Source organism: Mesorhizobium sp. AR02 (assembly GCF_024746835.1).
Lineage (GTDB): Bacteria > Pseudomonadota > Alphaproteobacteria > Rhizobiales > Rhizobiaceae > Mesorhizobium.
In genome coordinates, this window is sequence record NZ_CP080531.1 from 5,117,765 (window position 1) to 5,133,753 (window position 15,989).

Here is a 15,989-nt window from a genome sequence, read left to right on the forward strand (position 1 = left end):
AGACAAGCTTGGGGGATCGCGGACATAGTGCGCTGATCGAGCGAAGGACGCTGGGAAGTCGTTGAAGCGCGGTGCCTATAAGAAGCGCGACAAAGTCGCCTGGGTCTGCCGCATTGACCCCGCTATACCCGCGGGCGACAAGGCTCCTGAACCTTGGGAACCTTCGCATGCTGAGCACGATAGGGGCGGCTATCGCCTTGTTTGTCGCCACGAATATCGATGACATCTTCGTGCTTCTCGGCTTCTTCGCGGATCGGAAATTCCGCGCCAGCCAGGTCATCATCGGGCAATATCTTGGCGTCGCGGCCCTCGTGGCCGTGAGCGTCCTTGCCTCTCTGATCTCGCTCGTTGTCGCGCCGGAATATGTTGGCTTGCTTGGCCTGCTTCCAATCCTGATAGGGCTCAAGAGGCTCTACAATCTATGGAAAGGCGAGGCAGACGACGAGACAGACGTTCCGGCTGCCGCTGGACTGGGCAACATCCTTGCCGTCGCCGCGGTCACGGTGGCGAATGGCGGCGACAATATCGGCATCTATACGCCTGCCTTTGCCACCAGCACGAGCGCCGAGATAACCATCATGGTCGTCGTATTCGCGATCATGGTGGCGATCTGGCTGGCCTTCTCGCATTGGCTGGTCAACCACCCCTCGCTGGGCGCGCCTATCCGGCGCTATGGACACATCGCAGTGCCCTTCGTCCTGATCGCAATCGGTATCCTCGTTCTGCACGAGCAGAATTCACTGTCTCTGCTTCAAAATTTGAACTGACCCACTACCCCTTCGTCCACCCGTTTGCCAAAGATCGGCTTGCGGGCGGGACGCTTGCTCAGCCCGCCAGCAGCGCCAGCTCCTCCGCCGTCAAATGCCGCGCCGTGCCCTTGGCGAGGTCGCCGAGCGGCAGCCGGCCGATGGCGATGCGGATGAGGCGCTTGACCTCGATGCCGTGGGCGGCGAGCAGGCGGCGGATGTGGCGATTGCGGCCCTCGTCGAGCACGATCTCCAGCCAGGCGGTGCGGCCGCCGCTGCGCAAAAGCGCGATCGAGTTTGCCGTCAAGCTCTCGCCGTCGACGGTGACGCCCGCGCGTAGTGCCTCCAGCATCGCTTCGTTGGGCACCGCGCCGACCTGCACATGATAGGTCTTGGGCAGATGTGAGGCCGGGTCCATCAGCCGGTTGGCGAAGCGTGTGTCGTTGGTCATCAGGAGCAGGCCTTCGCTCGCCTTGTCGAGGCGGCCGACCGGCGAGACGAATGGCAAATCGAGCCCTTCGAGGCAAGCATAGACAGTGTCGCGCTGTTGCGGGTCGTCGCGGGTGGTGACCAGCCCGCGCGGCTTGTTGAGCATGACATAGACCTTGCGCTCGGCAACGACATGCTCGCCATCGACGACGATGCGGTCGCGGTTCAGGTCGACGCGAAGTGCTGCATCGCGCACCACCTTGCCGCCGACGCGCACGCGGCCCTCCGCGATCAACACCTCGGCCTGCGTGCGCGAGCACAGGCCGAGTTTTGACAGCGCGCGGTTCAGGCTGACGCCGGTGCTGGCCGGCCTGCCGGTGGGTGGTGGTCTTGATGCCATGCTGATCCGGTCGGTTGCATCAGACAGATGGCACGGGCCGCGATGGCTCCGCAAGCCGTACACGCACTGCGCTGAAGCGGCTGACCGCTCAATCCTGCCCGTTGAAAAACGCCGTCAGCACCGGCGCATGCGCGGCGGGTTTCAGCATATGGTTCTGGCCTGCCAGTGTCTGGTGGCGGGCATTGGGCAGAGCTTTGGCCAACGCCTTGTTGCCATGGCGCATCCAGGGCGGGCTCTTGCCGCCATCGGTCACCAGTGTCGGCACGCTGAGCGCGATCCAGCGGGAAGGGTCCAACGGCTTGCCGAGCTGATCGCCGGCGACGATGGCGCCGTCATAAGGCAGCGTATGTGCCACCGCCTTGAGCTTGCGCCAGATCGGCGTCAGCTTCATGACCGCGATCAGCAGGCCGGGCATGCCGACCGATTTGAGGAAGGCGCTCACAGCGTCGCCGCGCCGGTCGTCCGCGATGGCTTGCCTGATCGTTGCCCAGTCGCCTTGCGTGGTCGCGCGGCTGTCGTCGACGATCAGCGGCGCTTCATAGAGCGCCAGCCTGCTGATGCCGGGCAGGCGGGCTGCCGCCATCAGCGCCAGCATGGCGCCTGAAGACATGCCCCAGACATAGGCTTCACCGCCGGCCGCCTGCAGCACGGCCTCGATGTCATCGACCTCGCGCTCGACGGCGTAAGGCAAGGTGTCGCCGCTGTCGCCACGGCCACGGCGGTCGTAGCGAAACACGGTGAAATCGCCTTCCAGCGCCTTGGCCAGCGGGCCGCTCGGACCCATGGCGCGCGAGCAGAGCGCGCCGTCGACGAGGATGAGCGGATGGCCCTGGCCTCGGCGCTCGCAGGCGATCGGCGTTCCATCCCGCGACAACACGGCTTGCGTGGTCGGCTTGGCGCTTTCAGCCAGCATGGTTTGCTCCTCTGTTGATCAGCTGTTGCAGTCGGTCGAAGCTCTGCATCCAGCCGCCGCGCATGCCGAGCGCCAGCAGGCGTTCGCGGTCGGCGGCACTCGCCAGCGTCACTTCGAAATGGACATGGGTGCGCGCGCCGTCGGGGGTGAAGGTGACCGTATGGCGGCTCTGGCCCGGTGGCTTGCCGGCCCATTCCTGGATTTCAGGGTCCGGTTCGTCGCGGTAGCTCAGCCTGAGGTTTTCGACGACTTCGAGATAGCTGCCCTGGTTGCGGTAAAGCGCGCCACTGGCGGTCAGCATGTCGATGCGCCAGTGACCGCCGACGCGCACGTCGAGCGCGCAATGGGGGATGGTGCAGTCCCTGATACCCCACCATTGCGCCACCAGAAGCGGATCGGTCCACAGCCGGAAGACGCGTTCGACCGGGGCGTTGAAAATCCGCTCGATGGCAAAGCTGCGGTCGGCGGTTGCGGGCGCGCTCATTCCGGCCTGTCCGCGCCGCGCCGCAGGAGGTCTTCCCTGCGATCGAAACGGTCCTCCCAGAGTTTTCGGTAGTCGCTGAGCCAGCGGTCGATGTCGCGCAGCGGTCTGAGTTCGATGCGGCTGAGATGCTTTTGCGCCGCCCGGCTGCGGGTCACGAGGCCGGCCTGTTCCAGCACACCGACATGCTTGGAGACGGCGCGCACGGTGAGCGCGAAGGGTTGCGCCAGTTCGGCAACCGAGGCTTCGCCATCGAGCAGCCGGGCGAGGATCGCCCGGCGCGTGGGATCGGCGAGGGCGGCGAATGTATTGTCGAGGGAGATTTGAGTGGCCATTACGGAACCATCTAGTTCTGGAACTAAACGGTTCTATAAAGGAGTAAGCCCACTACGTCAATGGGTTCTGGTTGGCCTATGGTGTTGCGCGCAAATGCGTCCCTTTGCCGGGAAAACTGTCGCCCGGCAAAGGGGTGTTCAAACGCTCAGGCGGCTTCCTTCTCGCCCGCGATGCCGTTCAGCACCTCGATCGCGTCGGCCGGCAGCTTCAGTTCCGCCGCCGCCAGGTTCTCGCGGAGATGACCGACCGAGGAGGTGCCGGGGATGAGCAGGATGTTGGGCGCGCGGCGCAACAGCCAGGCGAGCGCCACCTGCATGGGGGTCGCGCCAAGTTTGCGGGCGACATTGGCCAGCGTGTCCGACTGCAGCGGGGTGAAGCCGCCAAGCGGGAAGAACGGCACATAGGCGATGCCGGCAGCGCCAAGCGTGTCGATCAGCGCGTCGTCATTGCGGTGGGCGATGTTGTAGAGGTTCTGCACGCAGACGATGGGGACGATGCGGCGTGCCTCCTCGACCTGGGTGAGCGTAACGTTGCTCAGCCCGATATGCTTGACCAGCCCCTGCTGTCGCAGTTCGGCCAGAACGGAAACTTCCCTGGCGATCGAGCCTTCGGACGGTTCATGCAGGCCGTCGGTGCGGCGGAAGTTCACCACGTCGAGCGCATCGAGGCCGAGATTGCGCAAATTGTCGTGTACGGCTTGGCGGAGCTCGTCGGGCGCCATTGCAGGCAGCCATGCGCCGTTGGCGTCGCGGCGGGCGCCGATCTTGGTGACGATGGTGAGATCGGCCGGGTAGGGGTGCAGCGCCTCGCGGATGATCAGGTTGGTGACGTGCGGGCCATAGAAATCCGATGTGTCGATGTGGTCGACGCCGCTGGCGATCGCCTCGTGCAGCACGGCAAGGGCGGCGTCGCGGTCCTTCGGCGGGCCGAAGACGCCCGGTCCGGCCAGCTGCATGGCGCCGTAGCCGAGGCGCTTCACGGTGCGGTCGCCGAGTTTGAAGGTTCCGGCCTTGCTGATGTCGGTCATGGTCTCATCTCCTTTGGATCAGCCCAATGTAGACAAAGCGCGCCTGCACGATAATATGGTGCAATCGGCACAGCCTGTGCGGAAAGGCGAACAATGGCAGCGGATCTTGGCGACCTCCAGGCATTCATGGCGGTGGCGCGCGCCGGCGGCTTTCGCGAAGCGGCACGGGTGGGCAGCGTCAGCGCCTCCAGCCTCTCGGAGACGGTGCGGCGGCTGGAGACCGGGCTCGGCGTGCGGCTCCTCAACCGCACCACGCGCAGTGTAGCTCCCACCGAGGCGGGCGCGCGCCTGCTCGAGCGGCTCGGCCCGGCGCTCGGCGAGGTCGAGGCGGCGCTCGACGTGGTCAACGGCTTTCGCGGCCGCCCGGCCGGCACGCTGCGGCTCAACGTGCCGGTCGTCGCGGCCAAACTGGTGCTGCCGCGGCTGTTGCCGCCCTTCCTCGCCGCCTATCCCGACATCCGCATGGAAGTGACCGCCGAGGACAGCTTCGTCGACATACTGGCGAGTGGCTGCGACGCCGGCATCCGCTATGACGAGCGGCTGGAGCAGGACATGATCGCCGTGCCGATCGGCCCGCGCCGGCAGCGCTTCGCCACCGCCGCCGCACCGGCCTATCTCGACCGGCATGGCCGGCCCGATCATCCGCGCGACCTGCTCGATCACGCCTGCCTGCGCGGCCGCTTCGCCAGCGGCCTGACGCCGGCCTGGGAGTTCGAACGCGACGGCGAGGTGGTAAGCGTCGAGCCGACCGGCCCGCTTTTGGTCAGCACCGGCACGGCAATGGCGCTGGCACTCGAAGTGTCGATTGCCGGCGGCGGCATCGTCTCGCTGTTCGAGGACTGGCTGCGCCCCTATTTCGACGACGGCCGGCTGGAGCCGGTGCTGGAGCCCTGGTGGCAGGAATTTTCAGGCCCGTTCCTCTACTATCCCGGTCGCCGCCTGACGCCGGCGCCGCTGCGCGCCTTCATCGACTTTGTCGGCACGATGCGCTGGGGGTGATTTCGGGCAGACATCGCGCCGCCAGGTGTGCCCGGCCTCTTGCACGATGGTTCGCCGGTCGCACACGACCCCTTCGACCGAGGCAGCCGATGGAGGAAAGCGAGCCTGACACTTTGGGGCCGATGCGTCGAAGGGACCTTACGAATATTTATGGCAGCGGCAATGCGCGGGAAATTTCAATGGTCCATGTTTCCCGGGGGAATGGAGTCGTTTCAATGAAAAGGGTCGCTGAAACCTTTCGAATTGCGTTCGCGCTGGTTCTGGGCGGCGCGCTTGCGATCGTCGTGATACCGATCGTTGCGATCGTTTGTTTTTCGATACTCGCGCTTCTTGTGGCCATGCGGAGGCTTCGTCGGCAACACCGTCATGGCGATGTCACTCGAGAAGTCTCGGCTGCACAGTCCCCGGTTCCTCCCACCATTGAGACGACCTATACCGTCGTTCATCCGTCGTAGTGCTGTCGTCGTAGTGCTGTAAATGCCCCGGCAAACGCCGTCATCGACATTGCAGCCGGCGTCGGGGACACAAAAGCAACAAGAACGTTAGGCGAGGAAGCTAGGAAGCACCCGTTGTGCCATGGGCTCTCGGGATTTCGGGGATGGTCTCGCCGTCGAAGGCGGGCCTTTCAGCAAACCCGTCCGGCCCCCAGCGAGCATCAATCTTGAAAACCCTTATTGGCGTGGGTAGCCGCCAGCTCCGACAAGACCAAGGACTTTTTGAGCAGTATGATTCCGAAGCCTGAATTTCCCAATCCGAGCCACCTGGATCCCATAGCCGATCCGATGGCCACGCGCGATGCGCGGCTGCAGATGTTCGGCTTCTGGGGACGCTACCAGCATTTTGCCATGCCCGTCGCGGGCGTGGCCATCGCGGTAATCACCGTGGTGGTGCTGCAGCGATTTTTGAATGACCTTTCGCTCGACCATGTGTTGGAATCGGCGCGAAACATCCCTGGCAAGCACCTTCTGGTCGCGCTTGCACTTACACTTTTGAGTTTTGCCGCCGTCGCCTTTTACGATGTCGTGGCTGTGGAGACGATCGCGCCGGGCCGCGTCCCCAAGCTGTTGGCGGCATGCGTCGGCGCTGCCGGCTACGCCATATCCAATGCACTGGGCTTTTCGCTGCTGACAGGCGGGATGCTGCGTTACCGCATCTATGCAGGCGAAGGCATTGCCTTGTCCGATATCGGTCGAATCATCGCCACCTCGTGGCTGTCAATCTGGTTCGCCTTCACCGTGATGATCGCTCTTGCCCTGGTCCTCGACCCGGCTCGTACACCGTTTGTCGACCAGCTTGATCCTCGCCTGGGCCTGACGCTCGGCATCGCGATGATTCTTTCGGTTGGCTTGCTGGTCGTATGGCTGTCGCGCGGCGAACGTACGCTGACGGTGGGAAGGTTTTCCATCAAATTGCCCGGTTCGCGCGGCGCGCTGACGCAGATCGTGGCCGGCCTGGTCGACGTCTGCGCCGCCGCCGGAACGCTCTACGTCTTGATGCCCGAGACGGTCACCACCAGTCCGGCGGTCTTTGCGCTTGTCTTTGTCGTGGCGACCATCATCGGCATCGCCAGCCACGCTCCAGGCGGTCTCGGCGCCTTCGAGGCATCGATGATCGCCGGCCTTGGCCTGGGCAACAATCCGGATGCCATCGCAGCCCTGCTCGCCTTCCGGATCATCTTTACGCTTTTGCCCTTCCTGGTTGCCGTCATCGGTGTCCTGACATTCGAGATCTACGCACGGCACGCCGAAGTGTCGCAGCGGGTGCTCTATGCAGGCCGCGTCCTGGAGCCTCTCGTCCCACCAATTGCCGCCGGCGCGACCTTCCTGGGCGGGATAATGTTGTTGTTCTCGAGTTCCATTCCAGGTGCTGCCGAACGCCTCGACGTTCTGTCCGACATGCTGCCGCTGCCATTCATAGAGGTCTCGCACCTGGCGGCCGCCTTCGCGGGCATTGCAATGCTGATCCTTGCGCGGGGGCTGGCGCGGCGGCTTCAGCAGGCATGGGCGGCGTCGCTCATCCTGTTCATCCTGGGGGCTGCCTTCTCGATCGGCAAGGGTCTTGACTGGGAGGATGCGAGCGTCCTCCTGATCCTGTCGACAGTCCTGATAGGCTTCCGCAAGGCGTTCTATCGCCGCCCGATCGAGGGAATCGGAACGCTGTCATGGGGCTGGCTCGCCAGCGTCATCAGCATCGTCGCTATCTCGATCTGGCTTGGATTCTTCAGCTATCGCGACATCGACTATTCCAATCAACTGTTCTGGCAATTTGCCATTGACGGCGACGCGCCACGCTTCCTGCGCGCCAGCATCGTGATCCTGATCGCTACGGCAGCGGCGGCGCTTCACACGGCCATCAATCGAAAGGCCATCGACCGCAAGCAACGCGCCGAAATCCCTCCGGCCGTCAGCGCGATCGTCGCCTCCTCGAACGTGACCCATGCGGCTCTGGCAATGCTCGGCGACAAGCAATTTCTGATGTCGCCGGACGGCCGGGGCTTCATCATGTATGCGCGCTCGGGCGGCAGCCTTATCGCGCTCGGCGGGCCGATCGGACCTGTCGAGGGCGACAGCAAGCTCGCATGGGCCTTTCACGACCTGGCCGACCGCTCCGCGGTCCGTACAGCCTTTTACGGTGTGCAACCTGACCAATTGCCCATGTACCTGGACATGGGCCTCGTCGCGCTGAAGCTCGGCGAGGTCGCGCGCGTCGACTTGACGGCTTTCAACCTCGACGGCCCACGCCGCCAGCCACTGCGCTACGCCGATCGACGCGCCGAAAAGGATGGTCTGGTTTTCGAGATCGTCGAAGCCGCCAATGTGAGACCGTTTCTTGGCGAATTGCGAGAGGTGTCGGATGCCTGGCTCCAGATGAAGGCGAGCTCCGAGAAAGGTTTTTCGTTGGGCTATTTCGACGATGACTATGTCAGCAGATTCGATATGGCCGTGATGCGTTGGCAGGGCCGCATCATCGCTTTCGCCAATTTGTGGGGGAGCGCCGACAAAAGCGAGTTGACCGTCGACCTGATGCGCCATGTGCCTGACGCGCCCAAGATCGTCATGGACGCGCTGCTGACCAAACTGCTTCTTCATGGCAAATCGCAGGGTTATCGCTGGTTCAATCTGGGCGCGGCACCGCTTTCCGGATTGTCCGCGGGCCGGCTGGCTTCCCGGTGGAATCGGTTCGGGTCCTTTCTCTACCGGCGTGGCCAGACCTTTTATCGCTTCGACGGGCTCAAGGCTTTCAAGGACAAGTTCGATCCCGTCTGGACCCCGCATTATTTCATATGCCCGCCCGGACTGGACACCATACGATCCCTGTTCGATGTCACCACTCTGATCGGCGGCGGTCCGCTGGAACTCGTTCGGAAATGATTGCTTATTTTGCGCAGATGACCAAGAGCCGCGCGACTTTGGTTCTGGCGGCTCTGGTCATCGCTGCCGGCCTGGGCCTCGCGCTGCATTTCAACCGGACACGGGCCGTCCAACGCCAGATCCGCGTTTCCGCCGAGCGGCTGGTCGATATTCCTGTTCAGCTGCCGCAACAGGAACCGGCGGGGTTGGTCATCCTGTTCTCGCAAAAAGGCGGCATTGGTCAGCGCGACCTTGATCTGGCGGCGGCCCTGGTAAGCAAGGGCTTGATCGTGCTGCCGGTCGACCTTGAAAAATATCGCAACAAGCTGAATGCAGCCGATGGCGCGTGCATGTATCTCGGGTCCGATCTGGAGGCGCTGTCCAAGGCGGCCATCCGCGCTGCCGGCGGCGGCAGCTATTTTCATCCGGTGGTGGCCGGTATCGGCGAAGGTGGCACGCTGGCTTATGCAGCGTTGGCCGATGCACCGGTGACGACACTGGCCGGCGCAGTCGCGCTCGAACCGACGCACAGCCTGGTCACGCCGCTGCCAACATGCCCGGGCGGCGCAAGGCCGACGGCGGATCCGGCGGGCGGCTTCAACTATGCCCTCGACGCGGAATTGCCTTCCCCTGCAACACTGGTTTCGGCCGCACCGCTTGCGGGTATTTCCACGCAATCGTCCGACAATGTGATGCGGGCAAAGGCGGTTGTTGTCGACAGCGTGTCTGGCCGCCTCGACGCGGCCGTTGATGCCGTGGTGTCAATCGCCGCGAGCGATGCGTCGTCAAATGACCTGCCGACCGTCGATATCCCCGCCAGCTCGACGCCAGATTCCCTTGTGCTGTTCTTTTCGGGCGACGGCGGCTGGCGCGACCTCGACAAGGTGGTTGGCGATGAGATGAGCAAACACGGCGTTCATGTGGTCGGCATCGATTCGCTTCGCTACTTCTGGGCGGAACGCACGCCACGGCAAATCGCCAATGATACGGTATCCATCATCGACCGCGCCGATCCCTCGGGCAAAATGCCCGTCGCGGTCTACGGTTATTCGTTTGGCGCCGATGTCTTTCCGTTTGCCTGGACCTTGCTGCCGAAGCGTATAAAGGATCGCATCCGGTTTGTCGGACTCCTCGCCACCCAGAAAACGATTACCTTCCAGGTGACCGTCGGTACCTGGCTCGGTGGCGGAGGCGACCATTTCGTCGCGCCGGCGATTGCCACCATTCCGCCCGAGCGCGTGCTGTGCGTCTATGGCGAGGAAGAGGATGACACGGCCTGCACCGATCCCTCACTGGCGGGAATCCAGACGCTGAAGATGAAGGGCGGACATCACTTCGACGAAGACTACCCCGCGCTCGCCAAGATTCTTCTCGCCCGCATGAAACCGCGAATGTCGTAGCGCCGCGATCGCGGGAGCGCTCGCCTGCGCGGCCGCTTCGCCGGCGGCGTGATACACGCCTGGGAATTGAACGCGACGGCGAGGTGGTGAGCGTCGAGCCGACCGGCCCGCTGCTGGTCAGCACCGGCACGGCAATGGCGCTGGCGCTCGAAGTGTCGATCGCCGGCGGCGGCATCGTCTCGCTGTTCGAGGACTGGCTGCGCCCCTATTTCGACGATGGCCGGCTGGAGCCCTGGTGGCAGGAATTTTCAGGCCCGTTCCTCTACTATCCCGGCCGCCGCCTGACGCCGGCGCCGCTCAGGGCCTTCATCGATTTTGTCGGAACGATGCGCTGGGGGTGAGGGGTGGAATGGTAGCGAAGCGCCTCTAGAACGAGCGCGAAGGCTGGTGAGGGCTGGCGACGGCTGGGATAGTAAAGATGATAGCCCGGGCGTGGTGCGCACCAGTCATCCAGTACGCGCAGCAGCCGGCCGGTGCTGATGTCCGCCTCGACCACGTCCAATGGCAGGTAGGCAAGTCCCAACCCGTCAAGTGCTGCTTGCCGCATCAAGCTTATGGAATTGAACACGGCACGACCTTGGACACGGGCATTCAGCTCACGGCCATTGTTGCGAAACTCCCAGACATAGAAACCGCCATGCGTCGGCAGACGCAGGTTGATGCAGCGGTGCTCGGTGAGTTCCTGCGGTGTGCCCGGGAGCGTCCGGCCTTCGAAGTAAGCCGGCGCCCCGACCACCGCCTGTTGGAAATCAGGACCGATGCGCATCGCGATCATGTCCTTGTCCACCTGCTCACCAAGTCGCACGCCGGCGTCGTAGCGCTCCGCCACGATGTCGATCAAACCATAGTCCGAAATGATCTCGACGTTCACATCCGGGTATTGCGGCAGCAACCGCGCCATAGCCGGCCAGAGGATGGTTTCAGCGGCGTGCTCGACAGAATTGATCCTGACCGTGCCAGCCGGCTTGTCGCGCATCTCCCCCAGTGCCTGGATGTCGCGTTCGATTTCATCGAACCTTGGCCCGATGCTGCCCAGAAGCCTCTCCCCGGCCTGCGTCAAGGCGACGCTGCGGGTCGTGCGGGTCAGAACCCGAAGGCCAAGCCGCTCCTCCAGGGTGCGGATGGTATAGCTCAATGCAGACTGTGACACGCCAAGCCTGGCGGCGGCCCTGGTGAAGCTCTGCTCACGGGCGACGGCGATAAAGGCCAGAAGGTCGTTCACATTCTGCCTTCGCATTCATCAATCCAATTTCTAAGTTCATGCCGATAATACCATCTAATCCCGTTCGTCAGCAGGGGTTATCTAATCCCGGCAACGAAGGGATTTCGGAACATGAGCAAAGTTTGGTTCATTACGGGCGCCGGGCGAGGCATGGGCCTGCATATTGCCAGGGCTGCCCTGGCCGCCGGCCATCAAGTGGTCGCCACCGGCCGCAATACAGACAAGGTGGCCGGGGCTGTCGGCCAATCCGACAGGCTTCTGGTCGTCAAGCTGGACGTCACCAGCAGCGCCGACGCCGAAACGGCTGTCAAGGCCACCATCGGGCGCTTTGGCCGCATCGACGTCCTGGTCAACAACGCGGCCAGCTTCCAGGCCGGCTATTTCGAGGAACTGTCGCCTCGGCAGATGGACCTGCAACTGGCCACGAGCCTTGTCGGCCCGATGAATGTCACCCGCGCTTTTCTGCCGGCGATGCGCAAGCAGGGATCGGGCAGGATCATCTCGATCTCGTCGACGGCGGGCCTTGTGGGTTACGAATTCTGCACCGCCTATTCGGCGTCCAAGTTCGGTCTCGACGGCTGGATGGAAGCGCTGCAGGTCGAGGTCTCGCCATTCGGGATCGAGACCATGATCGTCAATCCGGGCTTCTTCCGCACCGAACTTCTCACCGAGGAATCGACCCGATATGCCGATCTCGCCATCGCGGATTACAGCGCGCGGCGTGCGCAGCAGGAGGCCTTCTGGACCGGTGCGAACGGCACACAGGGTGGCGACCCCGCAAAACTGGCGCAGGCCCTGATCACGCTGGACAAGGAGGCCGCGCTTCCACGGCGCTTCCTGGCCGGCGCCGATGCCATTGCCACGGCTGAACAGAAGATTGCGACACTGCAGCAACAGATCGAAGCCTATCGCGCGCTTTCAAGCTCGCTGGCGATCGACGGGTAATCCCGGCTGCGAGGGTCAAGCGCACTGGGTCGAAACAGATTCATCAGATGCGTTTAAGTATCTGTTTTTATGCATGAATGAAGGTCATGGCGGAAAGCCGTGGCTCGCTTCTGGTGGCGGGGGCTACCCCTGGAGAACCTCACCGGTCCGCACATCCGAACAATCCAAACCCGGTCCGTAACACTTTGTTTTCTTGCCCGGCGTATCCACGAGGGTGCGTCGCCGATTGCCGACGCACCCTCGACCCATGAAAGAAGGGGGACGCGCAGGAAAATGGGCTCGCCCTGGTCCGAATTGCTGGCCAATCTCGCGGTCGTTGCGATGTTCGTTTCGGTCTGGATCCACACGCATGTGTGGCTGGATCGCAGGCCGGTCGCTGTAAAGGCTGCGGCCTTCGGCCTGCTGATGGGCGCCGGCGCCATCATCCTGATGCTGACGCCCATGCAGTTGCAGCCGGGCGTCATGGTTGATCTCCGGGCGACGATGATTGCCGTTGCCGGCTTCTTCGGCGGCCCTGTCGCCGGCATTGTCGCAGGCGTCATGGCCGGCGCCTTCCGGGTCTTCGAGGGCGGCATCGGCGCCTTCGCCGGCGCGGTGGGGATCGCGGCCACCATGCTGGTCGGCATTGCCGGCAATCTTGCGCTCAGGGGCCGCGCCCCCACCATGCGCGATATCATGATCCTGGGTGCCGCGACCGCGTGCGGATCGCTGCTTGGCCTCAGCGTCCTGCCGCGATCCGTTATCGAGACAGTCCTGCCAAAAGTGGTGTTTCCCTCGACATTGCTCATCTTCGTCTCCGTGGCGATGTCGGGGCTGGCGATCTACCAGGAGCGGCGGCGCCTCGAAGCGCTGCAGTCGCGGCGCATCTTCAAGGCCGTGGTCGAGACGCTGCCCGACTGCCTGAACGTCAAGGATCTCGATGGGCGGTTCATCGCTGCCAATCCGGCAACGGCCGAGCTGATGCAGGCGACCAATGCCAAGGCGCTGATCGGCAAGACGGATTTCGATTTTTACCCCCGGGAAACGGCGCAGGAATTCCGCGAGGACGAGCTGGCCGTGCTGGCGTCCGGCGTCGCCTCCACCATCGAGCAGCGCCTGCATCATGAGGACGGCACCGATGCCTGGCTGGCGACGCTGAAAGCGCCGTTTCGTGACCGGACCGGCACGATCATCGGCCTGATCACCCACAATCGCGACATCACCCAGCGCAAGCGGCTGGAGACCGAACTGGCGGAAAGCCAGGCGAGGCTCGGAGACGCGCTGACGCATATGGCCGACGGCCTGGTGATGTTCGACCCGGACGGCAGGCTGATGCTGTGCAACGCCCAGTACCGCGCCCTGTTTCCGAAGACGGCCGATATCAGGGTGCCCGGCGCCGACCACCGCGACATATTGCGCGCGTCGGCCGCGCGCGGCGAAAGCGTCACGCCGCCCGACGCGGTCGAGGCCTGGATCGCCGACATCATGGCCTTGCAGACGCATGCCAGCCACCGCCAGGTGCGGCTTGCCGACGGGCGCTGGCTGGATGTGCGGACCCGGCCGACCGGCGATGGCGGCAGCCTCAGCGTGTTTTCCGACATCACCGAGGCCAAGCAGATCGAGGCCGCACTGCTGGCCGCCAACGAGAAGCTGAACCTGCTGGCACACCGCGACGGGCTGACCGAACTGTTGACGCGGCGCGCCTTCGACGACGCGCTGGCGCGCGAATTCGCCCGCGGCCGGCGCAACACGACGCCGCTCAGCCTGCTCATCATCGACGTCGACCGGTTCAAGCGCTTCAACGATCACTACGGCCATCCGGCGGGCGACGAATGCCTGCGCGCCGTCAGCCGCTGCATCGAGGCGACGGCGCGGCGGCCGGCCGACGCGGCGGCCCGCTATGGCGGCGAGGAGTTCGCGCTCGTCCTGCCCGAAACCGATGCGCGGGGCGCCTTCGTCATCGCCGAAACGCTGCGGGGCAAGGTGCGCGACCTCGGGCTTGCGCATGCCGGCAGCGAAAAAGGCATCGTCACCGTCAGCATCGGGGTCGGCACTTTCGACGGCAGTGCTGACATCGAGATCGCCGATCTCCTGCGGCGCGCCGACGAGGCGCTCTACGGCGCCAAGGCCGCAGGGCGGGACCGCGTGCATGGCTGGCGCCCACATCTCAGCGAACCACGCCCGACCGCTTCCCAGCGCAAAGCGTGAGCTTTGGCTGTCACGGCATTGTCATGGTCCTCTGCCATTAATCCATAAATCTGGATAGATGGATTGATGGACAAGACAACGGCATTGCTGGCGCTCGCAGCACTCGGCCAGGAAACCAGGCTGGAGGTGTTCCGGCTGTTGGTTCGGGCCGGGGCCGAGGGTGTGCCGGCGGGCGAGATCGCCACGCGGCTGGGCACGGTGCAGAACACCATGTCGGCGCATCTGAAAATCCTCGGCCAGGCCGGGCTGGTGCATGCCGAACGCGACGGGCGCAGCATCCGCTACACGGCCGACATGACCGGGTTTCGCGATCTGCTCGCCTACCTGATGGAGGATTGCTGCAACGGCGCGCCGGAGCTTTGCCAGCCGATCATCCAGGCCGTGACCTGCAAATGTTGAGGTGGACATGATCGACCTTCGACGCCGCCTCGCAGCCGAAGCGCTGGGCACCGCCATGCTGGTGGCCACGGTGGTCGGCTCGGGCATCATGGCCAGCCGGCTGACCGGCGATGTCGCACTTTCGCTGCTTGGGAACACCATTCCAACCGGCGCCATGCTGGTGGTGCTGATCACCACGCTGGGGCCGGTCTCCGGCGCTCATTTCAACCCGGCCGTCACGCTGGTTTTCGGGCTGCGGCGCGACATCGGCTGGCTGGCCGTGCTGGGCTACATCACGGTCCAGATTCTTGGCGGCCTCGCCGGCACGCTGGTCGCGCATGCCATGTTCGAGTTGCCGTTGCTGGAAGTGTCGGCAACGGTGCGAAGCGGGCAGGGACAATGGCTGGCCGAACTGGTCGCGAGTTTCGGCCTGGTCTTCACCATCCTTGCCGGCTTGCGCTTCCGGAGCGATGCCATCCCCTGGCTGGTCGGGCTCTACATCACGTCGGCCTACTGGTTCACGGCTTCGACCTCGTTCGCCAATCCGGCGGTGGCGATCGCCCGTGCCTTCTCGAACACGTTTGCCGGCATCCGGCCATCCGATGTACCGGCCTTCATAGCGGCGGAACTGGCGGGCGCGCTGCTTGCGCTGGCGCTGGCCGGCTGGCTGCTGGCTGAACCCCAGACCCTCACTGACAAGACCGTCACTCAGATGAAAGCCGCGCAATGACCATAACTATCTATCACAACCCGGCCTGCGGCACGTCGCGCAACACGCTGGCGATCATCCGCCAGTCGGGCGAGGAGCCGGAGGTGATCGAATATCTGAAGACGCCGCCGTCGCGCGACAGGCTCGTCGAATTGATCGAGGCGATGGCGATGACGCCGCGCGCGCTGCTGCGCGAGAAGGGGACGCCCTATGCGGAGCTCGGCCTTGGCGATGCCAAATGGAGCGATGACGAGATCCTCGATTTCATGCTGGCGCATCCGATCCTGATCAACCGGCCGATCGTGGTGAGCCCGCTTGGCGTTGTGCTTGCCCGGCCATCCGAAGCGGTGCTCGATGTCCTGCCCAATCCGGATATCGGGCCGTTCACCAAGGAGGACGGCGAGGTCGTCGTCGACGCGAGTGGCAAGCGGGTGGTCTGAGGTCTATTTCGATATTTTTCGAAATAG

At 64.1% G+C, this 15,989-nt stretch carries 15 protein-coding genes and 2 pseudogenes; 10 read left to right on the plus strand and 7 right to left on the minus strand.

The genetic code is table 11. The features are described 5' to 3' along the window. Positions 1-167 precede the first annotated feature (167 nt). The gene (locus DBIPINDM_RS28860) at positions 168-767 is read left to right on the plus strand and encodes a cadmium resistance transporter (protein WP_258582383.1); all 600 of its coding nucleotides are present in this window, start codon (positions 168-170) and stop codon (positions 765-767) included. 58 nt (positions 768-825) lie between these two features. On the opposite strand, the gene DBIPINDM_RS28865 is transcribed toward DBIPINDM_RS28860, so the two are convergent. The 5 genes from DBIPINDM_RS28865 to DBIPINDM_RS28885 form a co-directional block, all read right to left on the minus strand. Continuing rightward, entirely contained in the window at positions 826-1,575 is a 750-nt protein-coding gene (locus DBIPINDM_RS28865) for a pseudouridine synthase (RefSeq protein ID WP_258582384.1), read from the minus strand. Positions 1,576-1,663: 88 nt separating this feature from the next. Next, positions 1,664-2,488, minus strand: coding sequence for an alpha/beta fold hydrolase (locus DBIPINDM_RS28870; RefSeq protein ID WP_258582385.1), 825 nt, complete (start codon positions 2,486-2,488; stop codon positions 1,664-1,666). After that, positions 2,478-2,972, minus strand: a complete 495-nt coding sequence (locus DBIPINDM_RS28875) for an SRPBCC family protein (RefSeq protein WP_258582386.1) — start codon at positions 2,970-2,972, stop codon at positions 2,478-2,480. The genes DBIPINDM_RS28870 and DBIPINDM_RS28875 overlap by 11 nt, the downstream gene beginning before the upstream one ends. Next, the gene (locus DBIPINDM_RS28880) at positions 2,969-3,304 is read right to left on the minus strand and encodes an ArsR/SmtB family transcription factor (protein ID WP_258582387.1); all 336 of its coding nucleotides are present in this window, start codon (positions 3,302-3,304) and stop codon (positions 2,969-2,971) included. The genes DBIPINDM_RS28875 and DBIPINDM_RS28880 overlap by 4 nt, the downstream gene beginning before the upstream one ends. A gap of 146 nt (positions 3,305-3,450) precedes the next feature. Beyond that, positions 3,451-4,332 carry an aldo/keto reductase family oxidoreductase gene (locus DBIPINDM_RS28885; RefSeq protein WP_258582388.1) on the minus strand — a complete coding sequence of 294 codons (882 nt, stop codon included), beginning with the start codon at positions 4,330-4,332 and terminating at the stop codon, positions 3,451-3,453. A gap of 93 nt (positions 4,333-4,425) precedes the next feature. Between DBIPINDM_RS28885 and DBIPINDM_RS28890 the strand changes: the two genes are divergently transcribed. Next, positions 4,426-5,331: a LysR family transcriptional regulator gene (locus DBIPINDM_RS28890; RefSeq protein ID WP_258582389.1), complete on the plus strand. Its 906-nt coding sequence runs from the start codon at positions 4,426-4,428 to the stop codon at positions 5,329-5,331. A 212-nt stretch (positions 5,332-5,543) separates the two neighbouring features. On the opposite strand, the gene DBIPINDM_RS28895 is transcribed toward DBIPINDM_RS28890, so the two are convergent. Continuing rightward, a complete protein-coding gene (locus DBIPINDM_RS28895) occupies positions 5,544-5,699 on the minus strand; it encodes a hypothetical protein (RefSeq protein WP_258582390.1) in 156 nt (51 codons plus the stop codon). Between the two features lie 414 nt (positions 5,700-6,113). Between DBIPINDM_RS28895 and mprF the strand changes: the two genes are divergently transcribed. The 3 genes and pseudogenes from mprF to DBIPINDM_RS28910 form a co-directional block, all read left to right on the plus strand. Beyond that, positions 6,114-8,702, plus strand: a complete 2,589-nt coding sequence (gene mprF / locus DBIPINDM_RS28900; protein ID WP_258582391.1) for a bifunctional lysylphosphatidylglycerol flippase/synthetase MprF — start codon at positions 6,114-6,116, stop codon at positions 8,700-8,702. Positions 8,703-8,971: 269 nt separating this feature from the next. Next, complete coding sequence (locus tag DBIPINDM_RS28905; RefSeq protein WP_258589368.1) at positions 8,972-10,081, plus strand: virulence factor family protein; 1,110 nt, start codon at positions 8,972-8,974, stop codon at positions 10,079-10,081. A gap of 18 nt (positions 10,082-10,099) precedes the next feature. Next, positions 10,100-10,422, plus strand: a pseudogene (locus DBIPINDM_RS28910) (LysR family transcriptional regulator); the annotation flags it as partial. Positions 10,423-10,433: 11 nt separating this feature from the next. On the opposite strand, the pseudogene DBIPINDM_RS28915 reads toward DBIPINDM_RS28910, so the two are convergent. Beyond that, positions 10,434-11,318: pseudogene (locus DBIPINDM_RS28915) on the minus strand (LysR family transcriptional regulator); the annotation flags it as partial. Between the two features lie 96 nt (positions 11,319-11,414). Between DBIPINDM_RS28915 and DBIPINDM_RS28920 the strand changes: the two are divergent. The 5 genes from DBIPINDM_RS28920 (at position 11,415) to arsC (ending at position 15,962) form a co-directional block, all read left to right on the plus strand. Next, positions 11,415-12,248, plus strand: a complete 834-nt coding sequence (locus DBIPINDM_RS28920) for an SDR family oxidoreductase (RefSeq protein WP_258582392.1) — start codon at positions 11,415-11,417, stop codon at positions 12,246-12,248. Positions 12,249-12,521: 273 nt separating this feature from the next. Further along, positions 12,522-14,435 (plus strand): diguanylate cyclase, encoded by a 1,914-nt coding sequence (locus DBIPINDM_RS28925; protein ID WP_258582393.1) that lies wholly within the window; start codon positions 12,522-12,524, stop codon positions 14,433-14,435. Between the two features lie 66 nt (positions 14,436-14,501). Then, positions 14,502-14,834, plus strand: a complete 333-nt coding sequence (locus DBIPINDM_RS28930) for an ArsR/SmtB family transcription factor (RefSeq protein WP_258582394.1) — start codon at positions 14,502-14,504, stop codon at positions 14,832-14,834. 7 nt (positions 14,835-14,841) lie between these two features. Continuing rightward, positions 14,842-15,543, plus strand: coding sequence for an MIP/aquaporin family protein (locus DBIPINDM_RS28935; RefSeq protein ID WP_318036908.1), 702 nt, complete (start codon positions 14,842-14,844; stop codon positions 15,541-15,543). Continuing rightward, the gene (gene arsC, locus DBIPINDM_RS28940) at positions 15,540-15,962 is read left to right on the plus strand and encodes an arsenate reductase (glutaredoxin) (protein ID WP_258582396.1); all 423 of its coding nucleotides are present in this window, start codon (positions 15,540-15,542) and stop codon (positions 15,960-15,962) included. The genes DBIPINDM_RS28935 and arsC overlap by 4 nt, the downstream gene beginning before the upstream one ends. Positions 15,963-15,989: the final 27 nt, after the last annotated feature.